Source organism: Amycolatopsis sp. NPDC003731 (assembly GCF_053586895.1).
The window spans coordinates 24,057-39,995 of sequence record NZ_JBSFNC010000032.1 but is presented as its reverse complement, the minus strand read 5'-3'; the positions used below and the strand labels follow the sequence as shown (position 1 = coordinate 39,995).

General features: G+C 69.8%; 14 protein-coding genes. 5 read left to right on the top strand and 9 right to left on the bottom strand.

The annotated features are described in order from the left end of the window. Positions 1-2 precede the first annotated feature (2 nt). Genes mhpA through ACWDN5_RS16200 form a run of 5 tightly spaced genes read right to left on the bottom strand, consistent with a single transcriptional unit; the run spans position 3 to position 5,722 of the window. The gene (gene mhpA, locus ACWDN5_RS16220) at positions 3-1,463 is read right to left on the bottom strand and encodes a bifunctional 3-(3-hydroxy-phenyl)propionate/3-hydroxycinnamic acid hydroxylase MhpA (protein ID WP_449676860.1); all 1,461 of its coding nucleotides are present in this window, start codon (positions 1,461-1,463) and stop codon (positions 3-5) included. Beyond that, positions 1,460-1,801 (bottom strand): DoxX family protein, encoded by a 342-nt coding sequence (locus ACWDN5_RS16215; protein WP_310967015.1) that lies wholly within the window; start codon positions 1,799-1,801, stop codon positions 1,460-1,462. Before ACWDN5_RS16215 ends, mhpA begins: the two co-directional genes overlap by 4 nt. Next, positions 1,798-3,675: an acyl-CoA synthetase gene (locus tag ACWDN5_RS16210; RefSeq protein ID WP_449676859.1), complete on the bottom strand. Its 1,878-nt coding sequence runs from the start codon at positions 3,673-3,675 to the stop codon at positions 1,798-1,800. Before ACWDN5_RS16210 ends, ACWDN5_RS16215 begins: the two co-directional genes overlap by 4 nt. Further along, positions 3,672-4,601 carry a fumarylacetoacetate hydrolase family protein gene (locus tag ACWDN5_RS16205; protein ID WP_449676858.1) on the bottom strand — a complete coding sequence of 310 codons (930 nt, stop codon included), beginning with the start codon at positions 4,599-4,601 and terminating at the stop codon, positions 3,672-3,674. The genes ACWDN5_RS16210 and ACWDN5_RS16205 overlap by 4 nt, the downstream gene beginning before the upstream one ends. Further along, the gene (locus tag ACWDN5_RS16200; RefSeq protein ID WP_449676857.1) at positions 4,598-5,722 is read right to left on the bottom strand and encodes a VOC family protein; all 1,125 of its coding nucleotides are present in this window, start codon (positions 5,720-5,722) and stop codon (positions 4,598-4,600) included. Before ACWDN5_RS16200 ends, ACWDN5_RS16205 begins: the two co-directional genes overlap by 4 nt. A gap of 135 nt (positions 5,723-5,857) precedes the next feature. Between ACWDN5_RS16200 and ACWDN5_RS16195 the strand changes: the two genes are divergently transcribed. The 3 genes from ACWDN5_RS16195 (at position 5,858) to ACWDN5_RS16185 (ending at position 8,249) form a co-directional block, all read left to right on the top strand. Then, positions 5,858-6,514: a TetR/AcrR family transcriptional regulator gene (locus ACWDN5_RS16195; RefSeq protein ID WP_449676856.1), complete on the top strand. Its 657-nt coding sequence runs from the start codon at positions 5,858-5,860 to the stop codon at positions 6,512-6,514. A gap of 184 nt (positions 6,515-6,698) precedes the next feature. Next, positions 6,699-7,859: a right-handed parallel beta-helix repeat-containing protein gene (locus ACWDN5_RS16190; protein ID WP_449676855.1), complete on the top strand. Its 1,161-nt coding sequence runs from the start codon at positions 6,699-6,701 to the stop codon at positions 7,857-7,859. 114 nt (positions 7,860-7,973) lie between these two features. Further along, positions 7,974-8,249 carry a YggT family protein gene (locus ACWDN5_RS16185; RefSeq protein WP_176175160.1) on the top strand — a complete coding sequence of 92 codons (276 nt, stop codon included), beginning with the start codon at positions 7,974-7,976 and terminating at the stop codon, positions 8,247-8,249. Here ACWDN5_RS16185 and ACWDN5_RS16180 read toward each other — a convergent pair. The 3 genes from ACWDN5_RS16180 to ACWDN5_RS16170 form a co-directional block, all read right to left on the bottom strand. Next, positions 8,246-8,905 (bottom strand): TetR/AcrR family transcriptional regulator, encoded by a 660-nt coding sequence (locus ACWDN5_RS16180; protein ID WP_310967009.1) that lies wholly within the window; start codon positions 8,903-8,905, stop codon positions 8,246-8,248. The genes ACWDN5_RS16185 and ACWDN5_RS16180 overlap by 4 nt on opposite strands. Positions 8,906-9,034: 129 nt before the next feature. Beyond that, entirely contained in the window at positions 9,035-9,250 is a 216-nt protein-coding gene (locus ACWDN5_RS16175) for a DUF397 domain-containing protein (protein ID WP_449676854.1), read from the bottom strand. A gap of 183 nt (positions 9,251-9,433) precedes the next feature. Continuing rightward, a complete protein-coding gene (locus ACWDN5_RS16170) occupies positions 9,434-10,285 on the bottom strand; it encodes a helix-turn-helix domain-containing protein (protein WP_449676853.1) in 852 nt (283 codons plus the stop codon). A 258-nt stretch (positions 10,286-10,543) separates the two neighbouring features. On the opposite strand from ACWDN5_RS16170, the gene ACWDN5_RS16165 reads away from it, so the two are divergent. Further along, on the top strand, positions 10,544-12,085 hold the full coding sequence (locus tag ACWDN5_RS16165) for a hypothetical protein (protein WP_449676852.1): 1,542 nt from the start codon (positions 10,544-10,546) through the stop codon (positions 12,083-12,085). A gap of 3 nt (positions 12,086-12,088) precedes the next feature. On the opposite strand, the gene ACWDN5_RS16160 is transcribed toward ACWDN5_RS16165, so the two are convergent. Then, a complete protein-coding gene (locus ACWDN5_RS16160; RefSeq protein WP_449676851.1) occupies positions 12,089-14,200 on the bottom strand; it encodes a tetratricopeptide repeat protein in 2,112 nt (703 codons plus the stop codon). A 509-nt stretch (positions 14,201-14,709) separates the two neighbouring features. Between ACWDN5_RS16160 and ACWDN5_RS16155 the strand changes: the two genes are divergently transcribed. Then, complete coding sequence (locus ACWDN5_RS16155; RefSeq protein ID WP_449676850.1) at positions 14,710-15,939, top strand: FAD-dependent monooxygenase; 1,230 nt, start codon at positions 14,710-14,712, stop codon at positions 15,937-15,939.

Below are 15,939 nucleotides of genomic sequence, written 5' to 3'. Positions count from 1 at the left end.
CCTTATCGGGGGTACCGGCACCGGGAGAGGCTGTCGCCGGCGCTCAGCACCGTGCCGTCCGGACGGACGACGGCCGCGCCGGTCCGCAGCCAGCGGTGCAGCTCGCCGGAACGCCGGGTGGGGACGAGGACCGCGCCGGAGTCCCGGATGGCGGCTCGCTCGGTCTCCGACGGCGTGTTCGTGGTGATGACGGCGAAGCGGCCGTCGACGACGTCGTCGAAACGGGTTCCGTCGTCGAGGAGGGCGTTGGGGCACAGCCGTCCCGCGGCCGTCCGCCCCAGCCGCGGCCGCACGACGAGGTCCGACCGGTGCAGGGCGGGGGTCGCGCTGTCGAGGACCCGGCCGTTCAGGCGCGGCGCGACCACCCGGCGGATGAGGTTGCCGATGCGGCCGCCTTCGGTCATGGCCTTGCCGACCAGCACCGCGCGCCGGATCATCGCGCGGGCGTGCGGCTTGCGTTCCACCTCGTAGGTGCCGAGCGCGGACGCGGGCAGGGTGCCGTCGAGGACGCCGGCGAGTTTCCAGGCCAGGTTGACGGCGTCGCGCAGCCCGGCGCCCATGCCCTGGCCGATGAACGGCGGGGTGAGGTGGGCGGCGTCGCCGAGCAGGAACACCCGGCGGTCGCGCCACCGGTTCGCGAGCTGCGCGCGGAAGGTGTACTCGGCGACGCGGACGATCTCCAGCTCGTCGGCCGGGATTTCCCTGGTCCACGGCGCGATCAGCGGGTGCAGCCGGCCGAGGTCGTCGAAGTCGTCGGCGGTCTCCCCCGGCAGCAGCCGGAATTCCCAGCGGTAGCGGGTTTTCCCGATGCGCATGTAGGTCGCGGCGCGGCCGGGGTCGCAGACCTGGTGCACGCCTTCCCATGCGCCGAGATCGGCGGTGGTGGCGATGTCGGCCACCAGCCAGCGCTGGTCGAACTTCAGGTCGGCCATCGTCGCGCCGATCGCCGTCCGGGCGAGGCTGTTGGCGCCGTCGCAGCCCAGGACGTAGTCGGCGTGGATCGTCTCGCGCGTACCGGTGCCACGCTCGGCGGTCTCGACCCGCACGCCGGTTCCGTCCTGCCGGATACCGGTGACCTCGGTATTGCCGCGCACGGTGACGGCGCCGAGCGTCTCCAGGTGGGTGCGGAGCAGGTGCTCCAGGTCGGGTTGGTCGAACATGTTCGCCTCGGGGTAGCCGTGCCGGCCACCGCCGGGCGAACGGCGGAACTCGGCCAGCACCCGCAGGTCCGGATCGAGCAGCCGCAGCCCGTGGCACGGCCGGGAGATGGCGGCGAACGCCCCGGCCAGCCCGAGCCGCCCGAGGATGCGGTGCACCTCGTCGTCCAGGTGCACCGCGCGGGGCTGCGGGTAGACCGACTCCCAGCGCTCCAGCACCAGGCACTCGACGCCGTACCGGCCGAGCAGCGCCGCGGCGGTCAGCCCGGTCGGGCCCGCGCCTACGATGACGACGGGGACCTTCACGGCGACACCCCGAGGGCCACGAGGTAGCCGGCGACGAGCACCGCGCAGACCAGCGCCGGGACGAGGTCGCGGCCTCGGTCGTGGTTGCGCACGTGCGTGACGACGGCGCCGGCGAGCAGGAGCAGCAGGCCGGCTCCGGCCAGGGCGCCGAGCACCGGCACCGTCAAGCCGAGCAGGAGCCCGGCAGCTCCGGCGATCTCCAGCACGCCGATGCCGCGGTAGGCCGTGACGGAGAACCCGGCGTGTGCGGCGCGTTCCCGCATGGGTGCGAGCGCGAACAGCTTGGCCGCCCCGAACAGGACGAAGACGGCTGCCACGAGGACGGACAGGACGATCACGAGTCTCCTCGGAAGGTCAGACGGGTGGGGACGGTGTAGCGGCCGAGGGCGGCCCTCACCTTCAGTTCGTCCACATCGGACGGCAGGCTGATCGTGGCGGTCACCGTGCCGTCCTCGATCACCGCGTCGACGGTCACTCCGTCGAACGCCGCCAGTGCCTCGGTGATCGCGCGGCGGGCCGCATCGGCGCGCAACGCGAGCTTGTAGGGCTTGCCGACGTCGGTGACCGGCAGGGCATCGAGGACGGTGACGTCTTTCGGCGCGGCGGCCCGCTCGGGTACCCGGCCGGCGGCCCAGGCGAGCAGTTCGGCCTCGCTCGCCGTGGCCCCGGGCGCGAGGGTCACGTACGCGACGGGCACCTCCCCGGAATGCTCGTCCGGACGGCCGACCGCGCCGGCCGCGGTCACCTCGGGGTGGGCGAGCAAGGCGTCCTCGATCAGCGCCGGGTCGATGTTGTGGCCACCACGGATGATGAGGTCCTTGGCGCGGCCGGCCAGGTGCACGAACCCGTCGGCGTCCAGCCGAGCCAGGTCGCCGGTGTTCAGCCAGCCGTCGCGGAGTTTGCCGAGGCCGTCCAGGACGTACCCGGTTTCGGCACGCCCGACGACGTAGCCGGGGAACACGGTGGGGCCGCTGATGGCCAGCACCCCGGTCTCGCCGCGGGGCAGCTCCTCCCCCGTTTCCGGGTGGACGACCTTCATCCGCTGGTAGGGCAGGCGCTGCCCCACGCTGCCGGGGCGCGGGGCGTCGGGGAAGCTGCGCGCGCTGGCGCAGGTGGCTTCGGTCAGCCCGTAGCCCTCGACCAGCGTGACGCCGGTGTGGCTCTGGAAGCCCTCCCGGACGGCCGCGGGCAGCGGCGAGGCGCCGACCATGGCGTGGCGCAGGCTCGAGATGTCGGCGTCGACCGGGCACTGCGCGAGCACCGCGTACACGGTCGGGACGGCGCTCATCGCGGCGATCCGGTGGTGCTCGACGATTTTCCAGAACTCCCCGTACAACGCCGGTTCGCGGTAGCCGAGCGGGCCGGCCCACACCGCGTGCTGGCCCTTGAACAGCGGCGCCAGCAGCGTGACGACGAGCGCGTTGACGTGGAACAGCGGCAGCGCCGCGAAGACGACCGAGCCGGGGTCGAGCACCGAGTTCGCCGCGATCATCCACGCGTCGGCGACCTCGTTGGCGTGCGTGTGCGCGGCGAGTTTCGGCGCTCCGGTGGTGCCGCCGGTGTGGAACAACTCGGCCAAGTCCGACGCCACCGGGGCTTCACCGGCGAAATCGGAAGAGTCCATTGTGGTGGAAAGCCCGGCGAGGTAGCCGACGCGCACTCCGTCGATGGCCGGCAACGCGGCCGGTTCGCCGGTCGCGCCGGTCGGGCGCAGCACGAGGACGACGTCCAGCTCGGCGGCCAGCGCCTGCGCGGTGTCCCAGGTTTCCGGCGCGAGTTCCGGTCCGGCGGTGATCAGCACGCGGGCGCCGGACCGGCGGAGCAGTTCGGCGAGGTGGTCGCGGGACAGGCCGCCGTTGAGCGGCGCCGCGATCCCGGCCAGCTGGGCGGCCAGGGTCGCCGGGACCAGGTCGGCACAGTTGGGCGCCATCAGCGCGACCGCATCGCCGCGCCGGATCCCGAGGTCGTGCAGCAGGTTGGCGTAGCGGTGGACGTCGGAAAGCAGCTCGCCGAACGTGCCGCGGACGGGCTCGCGCCACCGCGCGGCCTCGGGCAGCACGGTGGTCGCCGGGTGCTCCGGCCACCACGCGGCGGCCCGCTGCAGCAGGGCGTACGTCGACTCCGGCAGACCCCGTTCGGCGAGCGGGACGGCCTCGATCGCGGCCAGGTCGGCGGGCCCGGCACAGCGCGGCCACAGGGAAGCGCCGGTCATCGCTTGTGCCTCACGACCGTGCGCTGGGTGCCCAGGTCGAGAGCACCATCGTCGGTGGCGACCGACGCCTCGACGACGTCGCCGTCGGCCAGGTACTTCGGATTCTTCGCCTGGCCCTTGAAGAACAGCTTCCACTTCAGCGCCGGGGGCAGGAGCGCGGCGAGCTTTTCCACGACCTTCGGCGGCGCGGACAACGCGGTGCCGGCCGGCGTCCCGGTCAGCACCAGGTCGCCGGGATCCAGGCGCTGGAACCGGGTCAACGCCCGCAACGCTTCGAGCGGGCGGTAGATCATGTCCTCGCCGACGACCGAGTCCTGCCGGACCGAGCCGTTGACCGACAACCGCAGCCGCAGGTCGCCGAACCGCTCGAGCTCATCGGCGTCCAACAGCACGAGAGCGGGCCCGGCCGGGGTGAACGTCGGATAGGACTTGGCTTCGTAGAACTGGGTTTTGGGGAGCTGGATGTCGCGAGCGGAGACGTCGTTGGTCACGACCAGGCCCGCGACGTACTCGCTCAGCGAGGGGATGCCGGTGCCGACCGGGATCTCGCGGCCGATGACCAGCCCGATCTCCACCTCGTAGTCGAGCAGCCGCACGTGCGACGGCTTGACGACGTCGTCGAACGGGCCGCTGATCGAGCCGGAGGTCTTGCGGAAGAACGTCAACGGCACGGTCTTCGGGTCCATCCCGGAATCCGTGACGTGCGAGGCGAAGTTGGTCATCTGGGCGACGACACGGCAGGGCGCGGTGACCGGCGAGACCAGGACGAGGTCCTCGACGGAGTCGGTCGCGGGCCCCGCGGCGGCGATCGCCGTGCGGTCGGCGAGCAGCTCGCCGGTGGTCTTCGCGGCCGTGGGGATCTTCGCCGCGCCGTCCGGGGTGGCGAGGTACCAGGCGTCGGCGGTGCGCAGGACGGTCGGACTCATGAGCGGGCCACCTTCAGCAGGCCCAGCAGGCGCCGGGCGTCGAATTCGTTGTCTTCGCGCAGGGCGGTGAACATCGCGCGCAGTTCGCGCAGGGATTCCTTGCCGGGCTTGACGCCGAGGAAGTCGGCGGTCGCGGGCGGCCCCCACTGGGCCAGCCCGGAGGCGGTCAACGGTGCCCAGCCGGGTTCCAGGGTGCTGTCGAACAGGTCGCCGTCGCTGAAGTGCTCGACCATGAACCCGTCCGGATCACGCCAGTAGTCGAACAGCTGGCTGCCCTCGATGTGCCGCCCGATGCCCCACGAGTGGTGGTAACCGTGTTCGCGCAGGTACTCGCCGCCCGCGGCCAGCGCGTCGAGGTCGGCGACCTGGTACGCCGAGTGCACGTACCGGTCGGCCGGGCCGAGCAGCAGGGCGAGGGTGTGGTGGTCGGCCGGGGTGGCGCCGCGGTCGCACCGGATGAAGCTCATCACCGGCCCGCGCTCGCGCCGGCCCGGGTGGTACAGGAAGTCGCTGACGATCAGGCCCAGGTGTTCGAGGTACCAGTCCAGCACCGCGCGGTAGCGGGTCGTCTGCAGCACCACGTGCCCGAGCCGCTGCGTGAGCGCCGGTGCTCTGGGCGGGCGTTGCGTGGCGTTGACCCGCCGGGTTTCGTGGCCGAAGTTGAGCAGGTGCGGGTCCTGCGGCGGCAGCGCGGGCAGCTCGTGGGTGTCCGAGACGACCCGGACCCGCAGGCCGCTCGGGTCGGGCAGGTCCACGACGACGCCGCCCAGCGTGTCCGGCAGCCGGTCGACCGGCCGTCCGGTGGCTTCGGCCAGCCGCAGGACGTCGCCCGAGGTGGCGGCCAGGAACGCCGGCCCGAGGAACTTCGACCGGGCGCCCCTGCGGATGAGCACGCACGGCGCGCCGGCGTCGGTGCCGCGCAGGTGCAGCTCGCGGCCGGTGTTGAGCACGGTGGTGAACCCGAACGCCCGGGCGAACACCTCCGCCCGCTCCAGGTCCGGCTTTTCGAACTCCAGCCACGCCAGGTCGTGCACCTTGATCACCGGGTTCGCCGCCCGGCCGGGGTGCTCACCCGCGAGCGCGCCGCGCTCGCTGTGCAGCCCGCTGTGCGGATCTCCCACGGCTGCTCCCTCCATCGAGGTTGATGACGACATCGTCAGTTACGAGCATCTCCTCAGTCAAGAGTTCTGACGAATTCCTCAGCAATGACGCAATGCGCTAGGATGCGGCCACGACCAGCGAAGACGGGAGCACGGATGCCGGAGCACGTTCCGAGCCGGCTGGAACGGCGCAAGGCACGCACCCGCGCGGCGCTGATCCGGGCGGCCCAGGCCCTCATCGCCGAGGGGAAGACCGCGGTGCCGATCCTGGAGATCACCCAGGCCGCGGACGTCGGGATGGGGTCGTTCTACAACCACTTCGAGACGAAGGAGCAGCTCTACCAGGCGGCGGTCGAAGACGCCCTCGACGTCCACGGCGCCCTGCTGGACGAGCTGACCACCGGCCTGGACGACCCGGCGCAGGTCTTCGCGCAGAGCTTCCGGCTGACCGGGCGCCTGCACCGGCGGCACCCCGAACTCAGCAAGGTGCTCCTGCACCACGGGCTCGAGCTCGCCACCTCGGAGAGCGGACTCGCTCCCCGAGCCCGCCGCGACATCGAGGCCGCCGTGCGGGCCGGCCGCTTCACGGTCACCGACACCGAACTGGCCATGGTCACGGTCGCCGGCACCGCACTCGGCCTCGGCCACCTGCTGCACTGCCGCCCCGAACGCGACGACGCCGCCACGACCGACCAGGTGACCGAGGACCTGCTGCGCATGCTCGGCCTCAGCGCCGCCGAAGCCCACGAGGTCTGCAGCCGTCCGCTGCCCGATCTCGACACCACCGCGGCCGGGCCGGACACCGCCGCCTGAACCTGGACTCGGGGAAAGCCACGTGGTTATCGCGCCCTGAAAGCGTTTTCAGTACAGACGACCCGCTTGGCCCACTCGGGCCGCCGCTACCCGGTGCTACCGTCGCCTCACCGGAAATCCCGCTCCTCCTGGGAGCGCTCTCGGATCCGGGTGTCCGACAGTTCTTGCCCGCAAGGAGGCGTGCATGAGTTCGTACGGGAGCATCAAGAAAGCGCTTACAGCAGCCGCCGCGCTGGTCACGGTGGCCGCGCTGGCTCCGCCGTCCGATGCCGCGGCCACCACGCTTTACGTGGCGCCCAACGGCAAGGATTCCGCCGCCGGGACGCAGGCGGATCCGACCACCCTGCCGTCGGCCCTGAGCCGGATCGGGTCCGGTGGCACCATTTCGCTGCGCGGTGGCACCTACTCCTACAGCCAGACCGTCACCATCGCGCCCGCCAACAGCGGCACTTCCAGCGCGCGCAAGACGCTCTCCGCCTACCCCGGCGAGACGCCCGTGCTGAACTTCTCGGCCATGCAGGAAGACCCGGCCAACCGCGGTCTCGCCGTCAACGGCTCCTACTGGCGCGTCGCCGGGATCGTCGTCGAACGCGCCGGGGACAACGGGATCTTCGTCGGCGGGAGCAACAACGTCATCGAGCGCGTCGTCACCCGCTTCAACCGCGACTCCGGGCTGCAGATCTCGCGGATCGCGTCGAGCACGCCGAAGGACCAGTGGCCGTCGAACAACCTCGTCGTGAGCTCCGAATCGCACGACAACGCCGATTCCGACGGCGAGGACGCCGACGGGTTCGCCGCGAAGCTCACCGCCGGGCCCGGGAACGTCTTCCGCTACGACGTTTCGCACAACAACATCGACGACGGCTGGGACCTCTACACCAAGACCGACACCGGCCCGATCGGCCCGGTGACCATCGAAGACTCCCTCGCCTACGCCAACGGCACCCTCAGCAACGGCACCGTCAACAAGAACGGCGACCGCAACGGCTACAAGCTCGGCGGCGACAAGATCGCGGTGAACCACGTCGTCCGGCGCGACATCGCCTACCGCAACGGCCACCACGGCTTCACCTACAACAGCAACCCCGGCTCGATGTCCGTCACGGACAACGTCGGCATCGACAACGCCGAACGCAACTTCTCCTTCGACACCGGGACTTCGGTGTTCCGCAACGACACTTCATGCCGCTTCGCCAGCGGTGGCTCGAACGACAAGACCGTCGGCAACGTCGACAGCTCGGACCAGTTCTGGACCGGCAAGAACGGGTCCCGGTGCTCGTCCTACGCCGGCACCATGAGGTGGTCCTTCGCCTCCGACGGCCGGCTCGTGGTGACCTTCGGCTGATCGCTACCCGCGGTGACCGCCGTCACCCGATCCTGTCGAAATCCTGTGAACCGGACAGAACTGGCACTCCCGGCTCCCCTCGCGCGTTCTCGGGATAGGAAGAACGGAGGGGCCATGGGTGCGCTAGGGACGCTGCTCGGGTTCGCGCTGAGCCTGTACCTGCTGGTGCTGGTCGCGCGGATGGTGCTGGACTGGGTCGCGGTGGTGGGCAACACCCCGCCGTGGGCGCGGCGCGCCCGTGGCCTGGCCTACGCCGCGACCGAACCGGTGATCGGGCCGGTGCGGCGGGTCGTGCGGCCGGTGCGGATCGGCGGGATCTCGCTCGACCTGGCCTTCACGCTCGTCTTCATCGGCGTGATCGTGCTGCGAAGCATCGTGTACGCGCTTTAGAGCGTGCCGCGGAAGCTCGAGGACAGCCGGTCGACGCTGCGCTCGAGCTCGGCGCGCAGCCCGCGCAGGTCGACGCCGTCGGGATCGATCAGGGCCTGCATCGAGATCCCGCGCAGCTGGGCCAGCAGCGCCGAAGCGTAGGAATCGGGGTCGCGGACACCGGTGATGGACCCGTCCGCGACCCCGCTGGCCACGGTCTGCGCGATGGCGAACCGGAACCGGCGGTCGGCCTCGGTCAGCGCGCCGCGCAGGGCCGAGTACTCCGCCGCCGCGTCGCCCCACAGGGCCAGGAACGCCTGGTTGAGCGTCGGCATCGTGCGGATCAGCTCGAAGATGATGTCCAGCAGCGCGCGCAGCATGTCCATCGGCGTCGCGTTCGCCGATCCGGTCCGGGCCGCGACAGCCTCGCTGTAGGCGTCGGTGAACGCCTCGACGGCGTGCTCGACGAGCCGCCGCCCGAGCCCGTCCTTGTCGCCGAAGTACTGGAAGACGACCGAACGCGCGTAGCCGGAGCGGGCGCAGACGCCGCCGATCTTCAACCTGCCGAAGCCCTCTTCGGCGATCAGGTGTGCAGCGGCATCCAGGATGCGTGCCTCGACGACGCCGTCGCCGTCCTCCTGGATCCGGCCTTCGGCGGCGCGGTCCACCCGGGCCATGTTAGCGACTGCAACCGCGCGGCACTGGCCGAGCCGCGCGATAGCGGCGCCGGCAGCCGCTTCCGAGCACTGCCGACGCCGATCGGACTCGCCCGCAAGCACCTGTCGCGCCATTCGGCTCCGCCGAAATCACGGTTCTTTCTGCTGGGCAAGGAAGGCACTCCACGAGCCACCCGAAAAGATCAACGTGCCACCGGATCGATTCCAAGAGTCTCGGATCCGGACCGATTTACTACTGACGAACAGTTCCACACACCCGCCATCCGGGTCATTACACCGCGAGCTTTTTCGCCACTCACGCCCATGATCGTCGATCTCCGCCGGTCGAGCCGCGCCTCGTTGCACCGCAACCCCCTCTGGGTCCGCTCAACTTGCCGCAACCGCGCGAAACGCGGCCGCCGCACTCAAACAGATCGAGGATAGCGGACCGGCGGCACGCACTACCGCGAGTGGAACTGGACAATTCCCAGCCAAGAACACCCCGAGTAAACCGGCATTGCTCCCATAAGCCGAACGGAAGATCCGGCGTTACCCGATCGTCGGATCACCGAGGCCGCGCCCGGTGAATTCGGACAGTGCAGATGCACGTTCATCCAGCTCAGTGAACAAATCGACGTAGTGGCAGACCTCGTCGGCATCGTTCTTCAACGCCACGGCTTCGCCCGGCTGATTCACGTACACGAGGTGCTCCGGGCCGTCGTCGAACTCGAAGATCGTGAACGACACTTGCATCCCGTCGCGGACGCCCGCACCGAAGGGCCGCACCCGGATCGAGATCCTTTCCAGTCGGTCGAGTTCACGGAGGTGCGCGATCTGGGCCCGCATGACCTCGGGACTGCCGACCTGGCGCAGAAGAACGGGTTCGTCGAGGACGAACGTCGCCGAAGGGCCGTTTCCGGCGACGATGCCCTCCTGGCGCGTGAGCCGCATCTTGACGGCGCGCTCGACGAGGTCGGGGTCGGACCCGAAATCCTTCAGGACCGCTCGGGCGTAGTCTGCGGTCTGCAGCGCGCCGGGCACGATCAAAGACTGGAAGTGCCGGATCCCGGACGCCTCCGCTTCGCTCGCGACAAAGTTGATGAGTTTGGCGTTGAAGCTGTCGCGATAGTCGTCCCACCAGGCCTTTCGGCGCGCCGCCCTGGCCATCTCGACCAGCTCCGCCACTCGCGCCGGATCGGTCACGCCGTAGAGCTGGAGCAGCGCACGCAGGTCGGTGGTCGAGATGCCGACCGCACCCGTTTCGATCCTGATCACCTTGGATGTAGACCAGTCCAGTTCCTCCGCCACGCTCCGCTGGGTGAGCCCCGCTTGGGTCCTCGCCTGGCGGAGCTCCCCACGCAACCGTCTTTGCTGGCCGAGGGGGTTCTGGCCGGGAGCCATGGCGCCGTCCTCACTCCTCGCCATGTCTCGGTCAGCGAGGTACGATCTGCGACGTGGCGTTCTGCCACTGACTAATTGATACCGCACATACTGACCGGTATCAACGGCAGTAAGGCAGGATCGGCGGCCACGAGAGTGACAGAACGTAGGCGTGGGTCGCCCTCGCCAGGTGAAACGCCACCCGAACGCACGAGAAAGCCGGACTTCCGGCTCGGCGCGCCTGTCCGCAGCTCGGCAGCGGCCAACCGGCTGCTGCGGGTGTTCGAGGAGCTGAGTACGGCGACCGTGGACATCAAGTTCGTGTTCGAGCCCGGCTCTCACTTCGGCGACAAGGTCGTAGCCGACTTGGCCGACAAGGGCGCCCGCGTGATCAGCTGGGAGCGGGCCCTCGAGACCGAATTCGACGTGATTCTCGCCGCCCACGCCAGCGCTCAGCTGGCCGAGCTGCGCGCACCAGTGGTCGTACTGCCCCACGGCGCCGGGAACTACCGGCTGGTGGAGTACACCACCGGGGACCGCACTTCACCCACCGGGCTGGCCAGGAGTCAGCTGCTCGGGCCGGACGGCAAACCCACCGTCGCCCGGATCCTTCTTCCCCATCCCTCACTGCTCGACTATCTTCGCGAGACGTGTCCGGAAGTCGCCGGCCTGGCCGTGGTGCTGGGCGACCCGGTGCTCGACCGGATGCGTGCCAACCGCCACCGGCGGGAGGAGTTCCGGCGGGCGCTCGGTCTGTCCTGTGGCCGGCGCCTGGTCGTCATTTCTTCCACCTGGGGCGAGTACTCGCTCTGGGCGCGACACCCCGACCTGGCCCGCAGCCTGCTCGGATCGCTCCCGATGGACGAGTACCGCGTCGCGCAGGTGCTGCATCCGAACATCTGGCAAGCAGAGAGCGCGTACGGGATCCAGAACTGCCTCCGCGACGAGCTCGGTAGCGGGCTGCTGCTGGTTCCGCACTTGAGCAGCTGGGAAGCCGTCCTCCTCTCCGCCGACATTGTCATAGGCGACCACGGCTCGGTCTCCGTCTACGGCCCAGCGCTCGACATCCCCTTCCTCCTCGGCGCCGACGGCCGGGCCGAACTCACCCCGGGCTCACCGGTCGCGGAGCTGTGCACGTCGGCTGTCCGGCTGGATCCGGCCGCGCCGCTGGAACCGCAGCTCGACCGGGCCATCACGCACCACGACCCGGCTGTGCTGCGGCCGGCGCTGAACCGGATGTTCGTCAACGACGGTGACGCACGTAACACGGTGTGCGACACCCTCTACGAGGTCATGGGTCGCCGTCGGCCCGGCACCAAGACACGCCAGCGGCCACTCGACCGGCCCCAGCCCATTCGCGAGGATTCCGTCACGGCTTTCGCGGCCGTAGCCGACCTGATCGAGGCCCTGCCGGCCTGCGGAACCGTCGTCGTCCGGCGATATCCGGGCCCCGTGACCGACCTGTCCAGTCAGAACGGCTTGGTTCCGGTGACCACAGCCGCCGAAGTGGATCCGGACCGGCGCAGCGATGCCGAGATCGTGGTCAACGAAGACGTCACGACCGATCCCAGTGCCTGGTTCGACGATGTCCGGCTGGCCTCCCCGTTCGCCAAGCTGGTCGCTGCCCGCGTCCCCGGAGGATGCGTCCTGCGTTTCGACGACGACTCCGTCCTGTGCACTTCGGACGGAGATGTCCTGACCACGGCGATCGCGGCCTACGCCTGGAAGCGCGCCATGCGGCCGTGGCCGGAGAAGCTCCTCCTGCGAACCGACGTCGGCGGACAGCTCAGCGAGCGGACGTTGACGCCGCACCGAGGGTGACCGTCACCCCGCGCGCGTAGGCGCCGGACCGCCGTCCAGCCACTCCCTGACGGCCGCACCTCGCGGACTGCCTGCCGCCTCGTAGAGCAAGGCGAGCCGGGCCGCCGAGTCCCTGAAACGTGCTACGTCCTTATCGCGGTGGGCTATCCGGGCCAACACCTCCAGGGCCTGCGCCTCCTTGACCGGCTGTCCGCGACGCCGGGTGATTTCGACCGCCTCGTCGAGCACATGGATCGCATCGCGGTCGCGGCGCAGTTCGTCGTAAGCACGGCCGAGGGCGATCCGCACGCGCGCGGCGGTGAGCTCGTCATCGATCTCGCCTGCGGCGGCCAGCGCACCGGTCAACTCGTCGAGCCCGTCATCGGTACGCCCGGCTCGCACCAGGACGTCGCCAAGCTGGTAGCTCTGCAAAGCCACCCCACGCACACTGCCGATCGCCCGGTTGAGGTCCCGCGCCCGTCGCAGCATTCGCTCGGCCTCGGCATACCGGCCTTGCTGCCGGTGCAGCAGGCCGAACGACTCGGCGAGCACCGCCTCGGACCGAGTATCACCCACCGCGATCCTCGACGCCGATTCCAGCAGTTCTGCCGCGGCAGCGAAGTCGCCTTGTTCGATGTGCGCTCTCGCACCTTGATTGCACATGCGCACTTCGGCCTGACGGTTACCGCACCTTTGTGCCGCGGCCCTGCCCAGTTTGTGCGCGGCCAGCCAGTCCGCATAATTCTTGTGGCTGTGGTAGAGAGCCCACAGCGCCTCGCAGAGCTGCCACACGGTTTCGTACCATTCAGCCTGCCAGGCCGTGCGCACGACGGTCAGGAGATTCGTCCGCTCGCGTTCGAGCCAGCACATGGCCGATGCCGAATCGAAGGGGATGGGCCAGCGCTCCACGGGCAGCTGCGCCAGCCGCCAACGCCCTTCTCCCAGTACCTTGTGATCCGCTGCCGCCGTTCCCAGTAGGTACCAATCGACAAAACCGCGCGTGGCTCGTTCCCGGTCAGCTGCGGTATCGTCTCGATCCGCCATTTTCCTGGCGTGCAGCCGAACGAGCTCGTGGAGCCGGAACCGGTCGTCTCCGAGTTCTTCGAGCAGAGAGGAACCGGCGAGCGTACCGATCAATTCGTCGGCTCCGACCGGCGACAGGGCGGCAACAGCGGCTGCGGCGCCGAGCTCGAATTCAATACCCGGCAGTAGACCGAGCCTGCGATAAAGGAGACGGACCGGCTCCGGCAGATCCTCGTATGCGGCGTCGAAAACACGGCCCACGGCCCCATCTCCCTCCACCGACAGCCTCCCGAGTCGGTCGTCCGACAGGTAACGCACCAAGCGGGTCACCGTCCAACTCCGCCGTTCGGCGAGCCGCGCCCCAGCTATGCATAGCGCGATCGGCAGGCCTCCACAGAGTTCCGCAAGGGCAGCAATGGCCTTTTCGTCCGCGGGCTCCGGCTTATCCGGCAGGATGGTCCGGACCAATGAACTGCCGTCCGCGACCGTCAACGGCGATAGGTCGACGAAGTCTGCACCGTCCATGACCAGACCACCGAGCCGACGCCTGCTGGTGACGAGGACTACGCTGTCCGGCGAGCCGGGAACCGCCGATCGGACCTGTGCCGCCGCATCCGAATTGTCCAGCATTATCAACAATTTTCGGGCGCGCGTGTGACTGCGGAACAGCGCGGCGCGTTCGGAGTACGCACGCGGGATGAATTCTTCACGCACCCCCAACGCGCGTAGGAACGAAGCCAGGACCTCCGTCATCTCCACACCGCCAGGCTGGCGGTAGGTCGCCAGGTCGGCATACAGCTGGCCGTCCGGGAACAGCTCGCGGTACCGGTGCGCCCACGCCAAGGCCACCGCACTCTTGCCCACCCCGGCCAGACCGCTGAACACCACGATCGGCGCCCGGTTCCTGCTTCTCGTGGACAACAGCCTCTCGGTCAGGAGATCGAGTTCACGCGAGCGGTTGACGAAGACGGGTGGCGGCGGGGGCAATTGACGGGGTACTTCAGGACAACGCACCGCCAAATCGACGTGGTCGGCTGTGAAGCGCGTAGCGCCGGAGCTACCGCCGAAACTGCCGGTGGCCAGCACGGCGTCCCGTCTCCCGTCAGCGCTCATCAGCTCGCTCCCCGGCCGGAAGACCCGACACCGCCGAATACGGTGTTGACATCCGCCGACCGTCGCACCCCTCGCAAGTATTCCATCTCAGAGCGGCTCCCGAAGCCACTAACGAGGTAGTAGTCCCCCCTTGGGTGCATGGCCACTATGCCAGTCAACTCGGCATAGTGGCCATGTTTCGGACGACTACCCGAGTTTCGCATTGACACGTCCTCACGTTGGTCGGCTCAACACACAGCGCTGTTACATGCACGTGCCAACGCATCTGCATTGGCACGAGCGGCCGCGTGCGTGCTAGCACCTTATGCGCACCCTGATGGCATCTCATCCTGGGCGTCGCGAAAGGAGGACAGCCAATCCCCAACGGGTGACAGCACGGCGGAAATTCTCACCGCGGAAATCGCCGCGCACCATGTTTCCGCGCGGCTTGTCAGCGGATCGTGCGAAGACGGTAAGCGGTCGCCCGCAGTCTCGGTGCCGGCAGCCACCGACCCGAGAGGAACCCCCCGATGACCACCAGGACCGTGCTCGTTTCCGGGGCCGGCATCGCCGGCCCGTCCGCCGCCCACTGGCTGCACCGCGCCGGCTACCGCGTCACCGTCGTCGAGTCCGCGCCCGCCCCGCGGCCCGGCGGCCAGGCCGTCGACTTCCGCGGCGAGCAGGTGAAACTGCTGGCCGCGATGGGGGTGCTCGACGAGGTCCGCCGGTACGAGACGGCGATGGGCGACCAGACCGTGCTCGGCCTCGACGGCCGTCCCGCGCTGACCGTGCCCGGCGCCGCCTGGAGCGGCGAGGTCGAGATCCTGCGCGGCGACCTCGCGCGGATCCTGTACGAGCACACCGCGGACCACACCGAGTACGTCTTCGGCGACCGCGTCACGAGCCTCACCGAGACGACGGACGGCGTCGAAGTCACCTTCCGCCACTGCGCACCGCGGACGTTCCACCTGGTCGTCGGGGCCGACGGCGTGCACTCCGGCGTCCGGGCCGCCGCCTTCGGGCCGGAACCGGACTTCCGGCGCGACCTCGGCTTCGGCATCGCCGGGTTCACCGCGCCCAACCACCTGGGGCTCGACCACACCAGCGTCCTGTACAACGAGCCCGGCCGCGGCCTGATGGTGAGCAGCCACCGGTTGCCGGACCGGCTGCACGTCGGCCTGGTGTTCGCGGCGGACGGCGTCGAGTTCCACCGCCGCACAACCGCCGAGCAGGGTGCGCTGCTCGCGCAGCTGTTCGCGGACACCGGCTGGGAGACGCCGAAGCTGCTCGAAGCGCTGCCCGCGGCCGACGACCTGTACGTCGACTCGATCAGCCAGATCCACCTCGACCGCTGGTCGAAGGGGCGCGTGGTGCTCCTCGGCGACGCCGCCTGGTGCGCCGGGCCGGGCGGGTCCGGCACGGGGCTGGCGATGATGGGCGCCCAGGTGCTGGCGGGCGAGCTCGCGGCGGCGGGCGGCGACCACGTGACGGCGTTCGCGAAGTACGAGCGGCGGCTGCGCAAGCCGGCCGCGGTCGGGCAGAAGAACGGCAAGGGGTCCGGCAACTTCCTCGCGCCGCGCACGGCCGCGAAGATCCGCAGCCGCAACCGCGCCTACCGGATGCTGAGCACCCGGCTGTTCGGCGGCATCTTCGCCTGGATGACCGACCGCGCGGCCAACGCGCTGGAGTACCGCGAATACCCCGATTCCTCTCATCGGGGGACTCGGCTGGCGACCCGGCGTGAGGTGGGTCACTCTTGA

Excerpts from the sequence above, each read along its gene's own strand:
- ACWDN5_RS16210 (WP_449676859.1), bottom strand. The coding sequence starts at position 3,675 with ATGACCGGCGCTTCCCTGTGGCCGCGCTGTGCCGGGCCCGCCGACCTG.
- ACWDN5_RS16205 (WP_449676858.1), bottom strand. The coding sequence starts at position 4,601 with ATGAGTCCGACCGTCCTGCGCACCGCCGACGCCTGGTACCTCGCCACC.
- ACWDN5_RS16195 (WP_449676856.1), top strand. The coding sequence starts at position 5,858 with ATGCCGGAGCACGTTCCGAGCCGGCTGGAACGGCGCAAGGCACGCACC.
- ACWDN5_RS16190 (WP_449676855.1), top strand. The coding sequence starts at position 6,699 with ATGAGTTCGTACGGGAGCATCAAGAAAGCGCTTACAGCAGCCGCCGCG.
- ACWDN5_RS16185 (WP_176175160.1), top strand. The coding sequence starts at position 7,974 with ATGGGTGCGCTAGGGACGCTGCTCGGGTTCGCGCTGAGCCTGTACCTG.
- ACWDN5_RS16180 (WP_310967009.1), bottom strand. The coding sequence starts at position 8,905 with ATGGCCCGGGTGGACCGCGCCGCCGAAGGCCGGATCCAGGAGGACGGC.
- ACWDN5_RS16170 (WP_449676853.1), bottom strand. The coding sequence starts at position 10,285 with ATGGCTCCCGGCCAGAACCCCCTCGGCCAGCAAAGACGGTTGCGTGGG.
- ACWDN5_RS16160 (WP_449676851.1), bottom strand. The coding sequence starts at position 14,200 with ATGAGCGCTGACGGGAGACGGGACGCCGTGCTGGCCACCGGCAGTTTC.
- ACWDN5_RS16155 (WP_449676850.1), top strand. The coding sequence starts at position 14,710 with ATGACCACCAGGACCGTGCTCGTTTCCGGGGCCGGCATCGCCGGCCCG.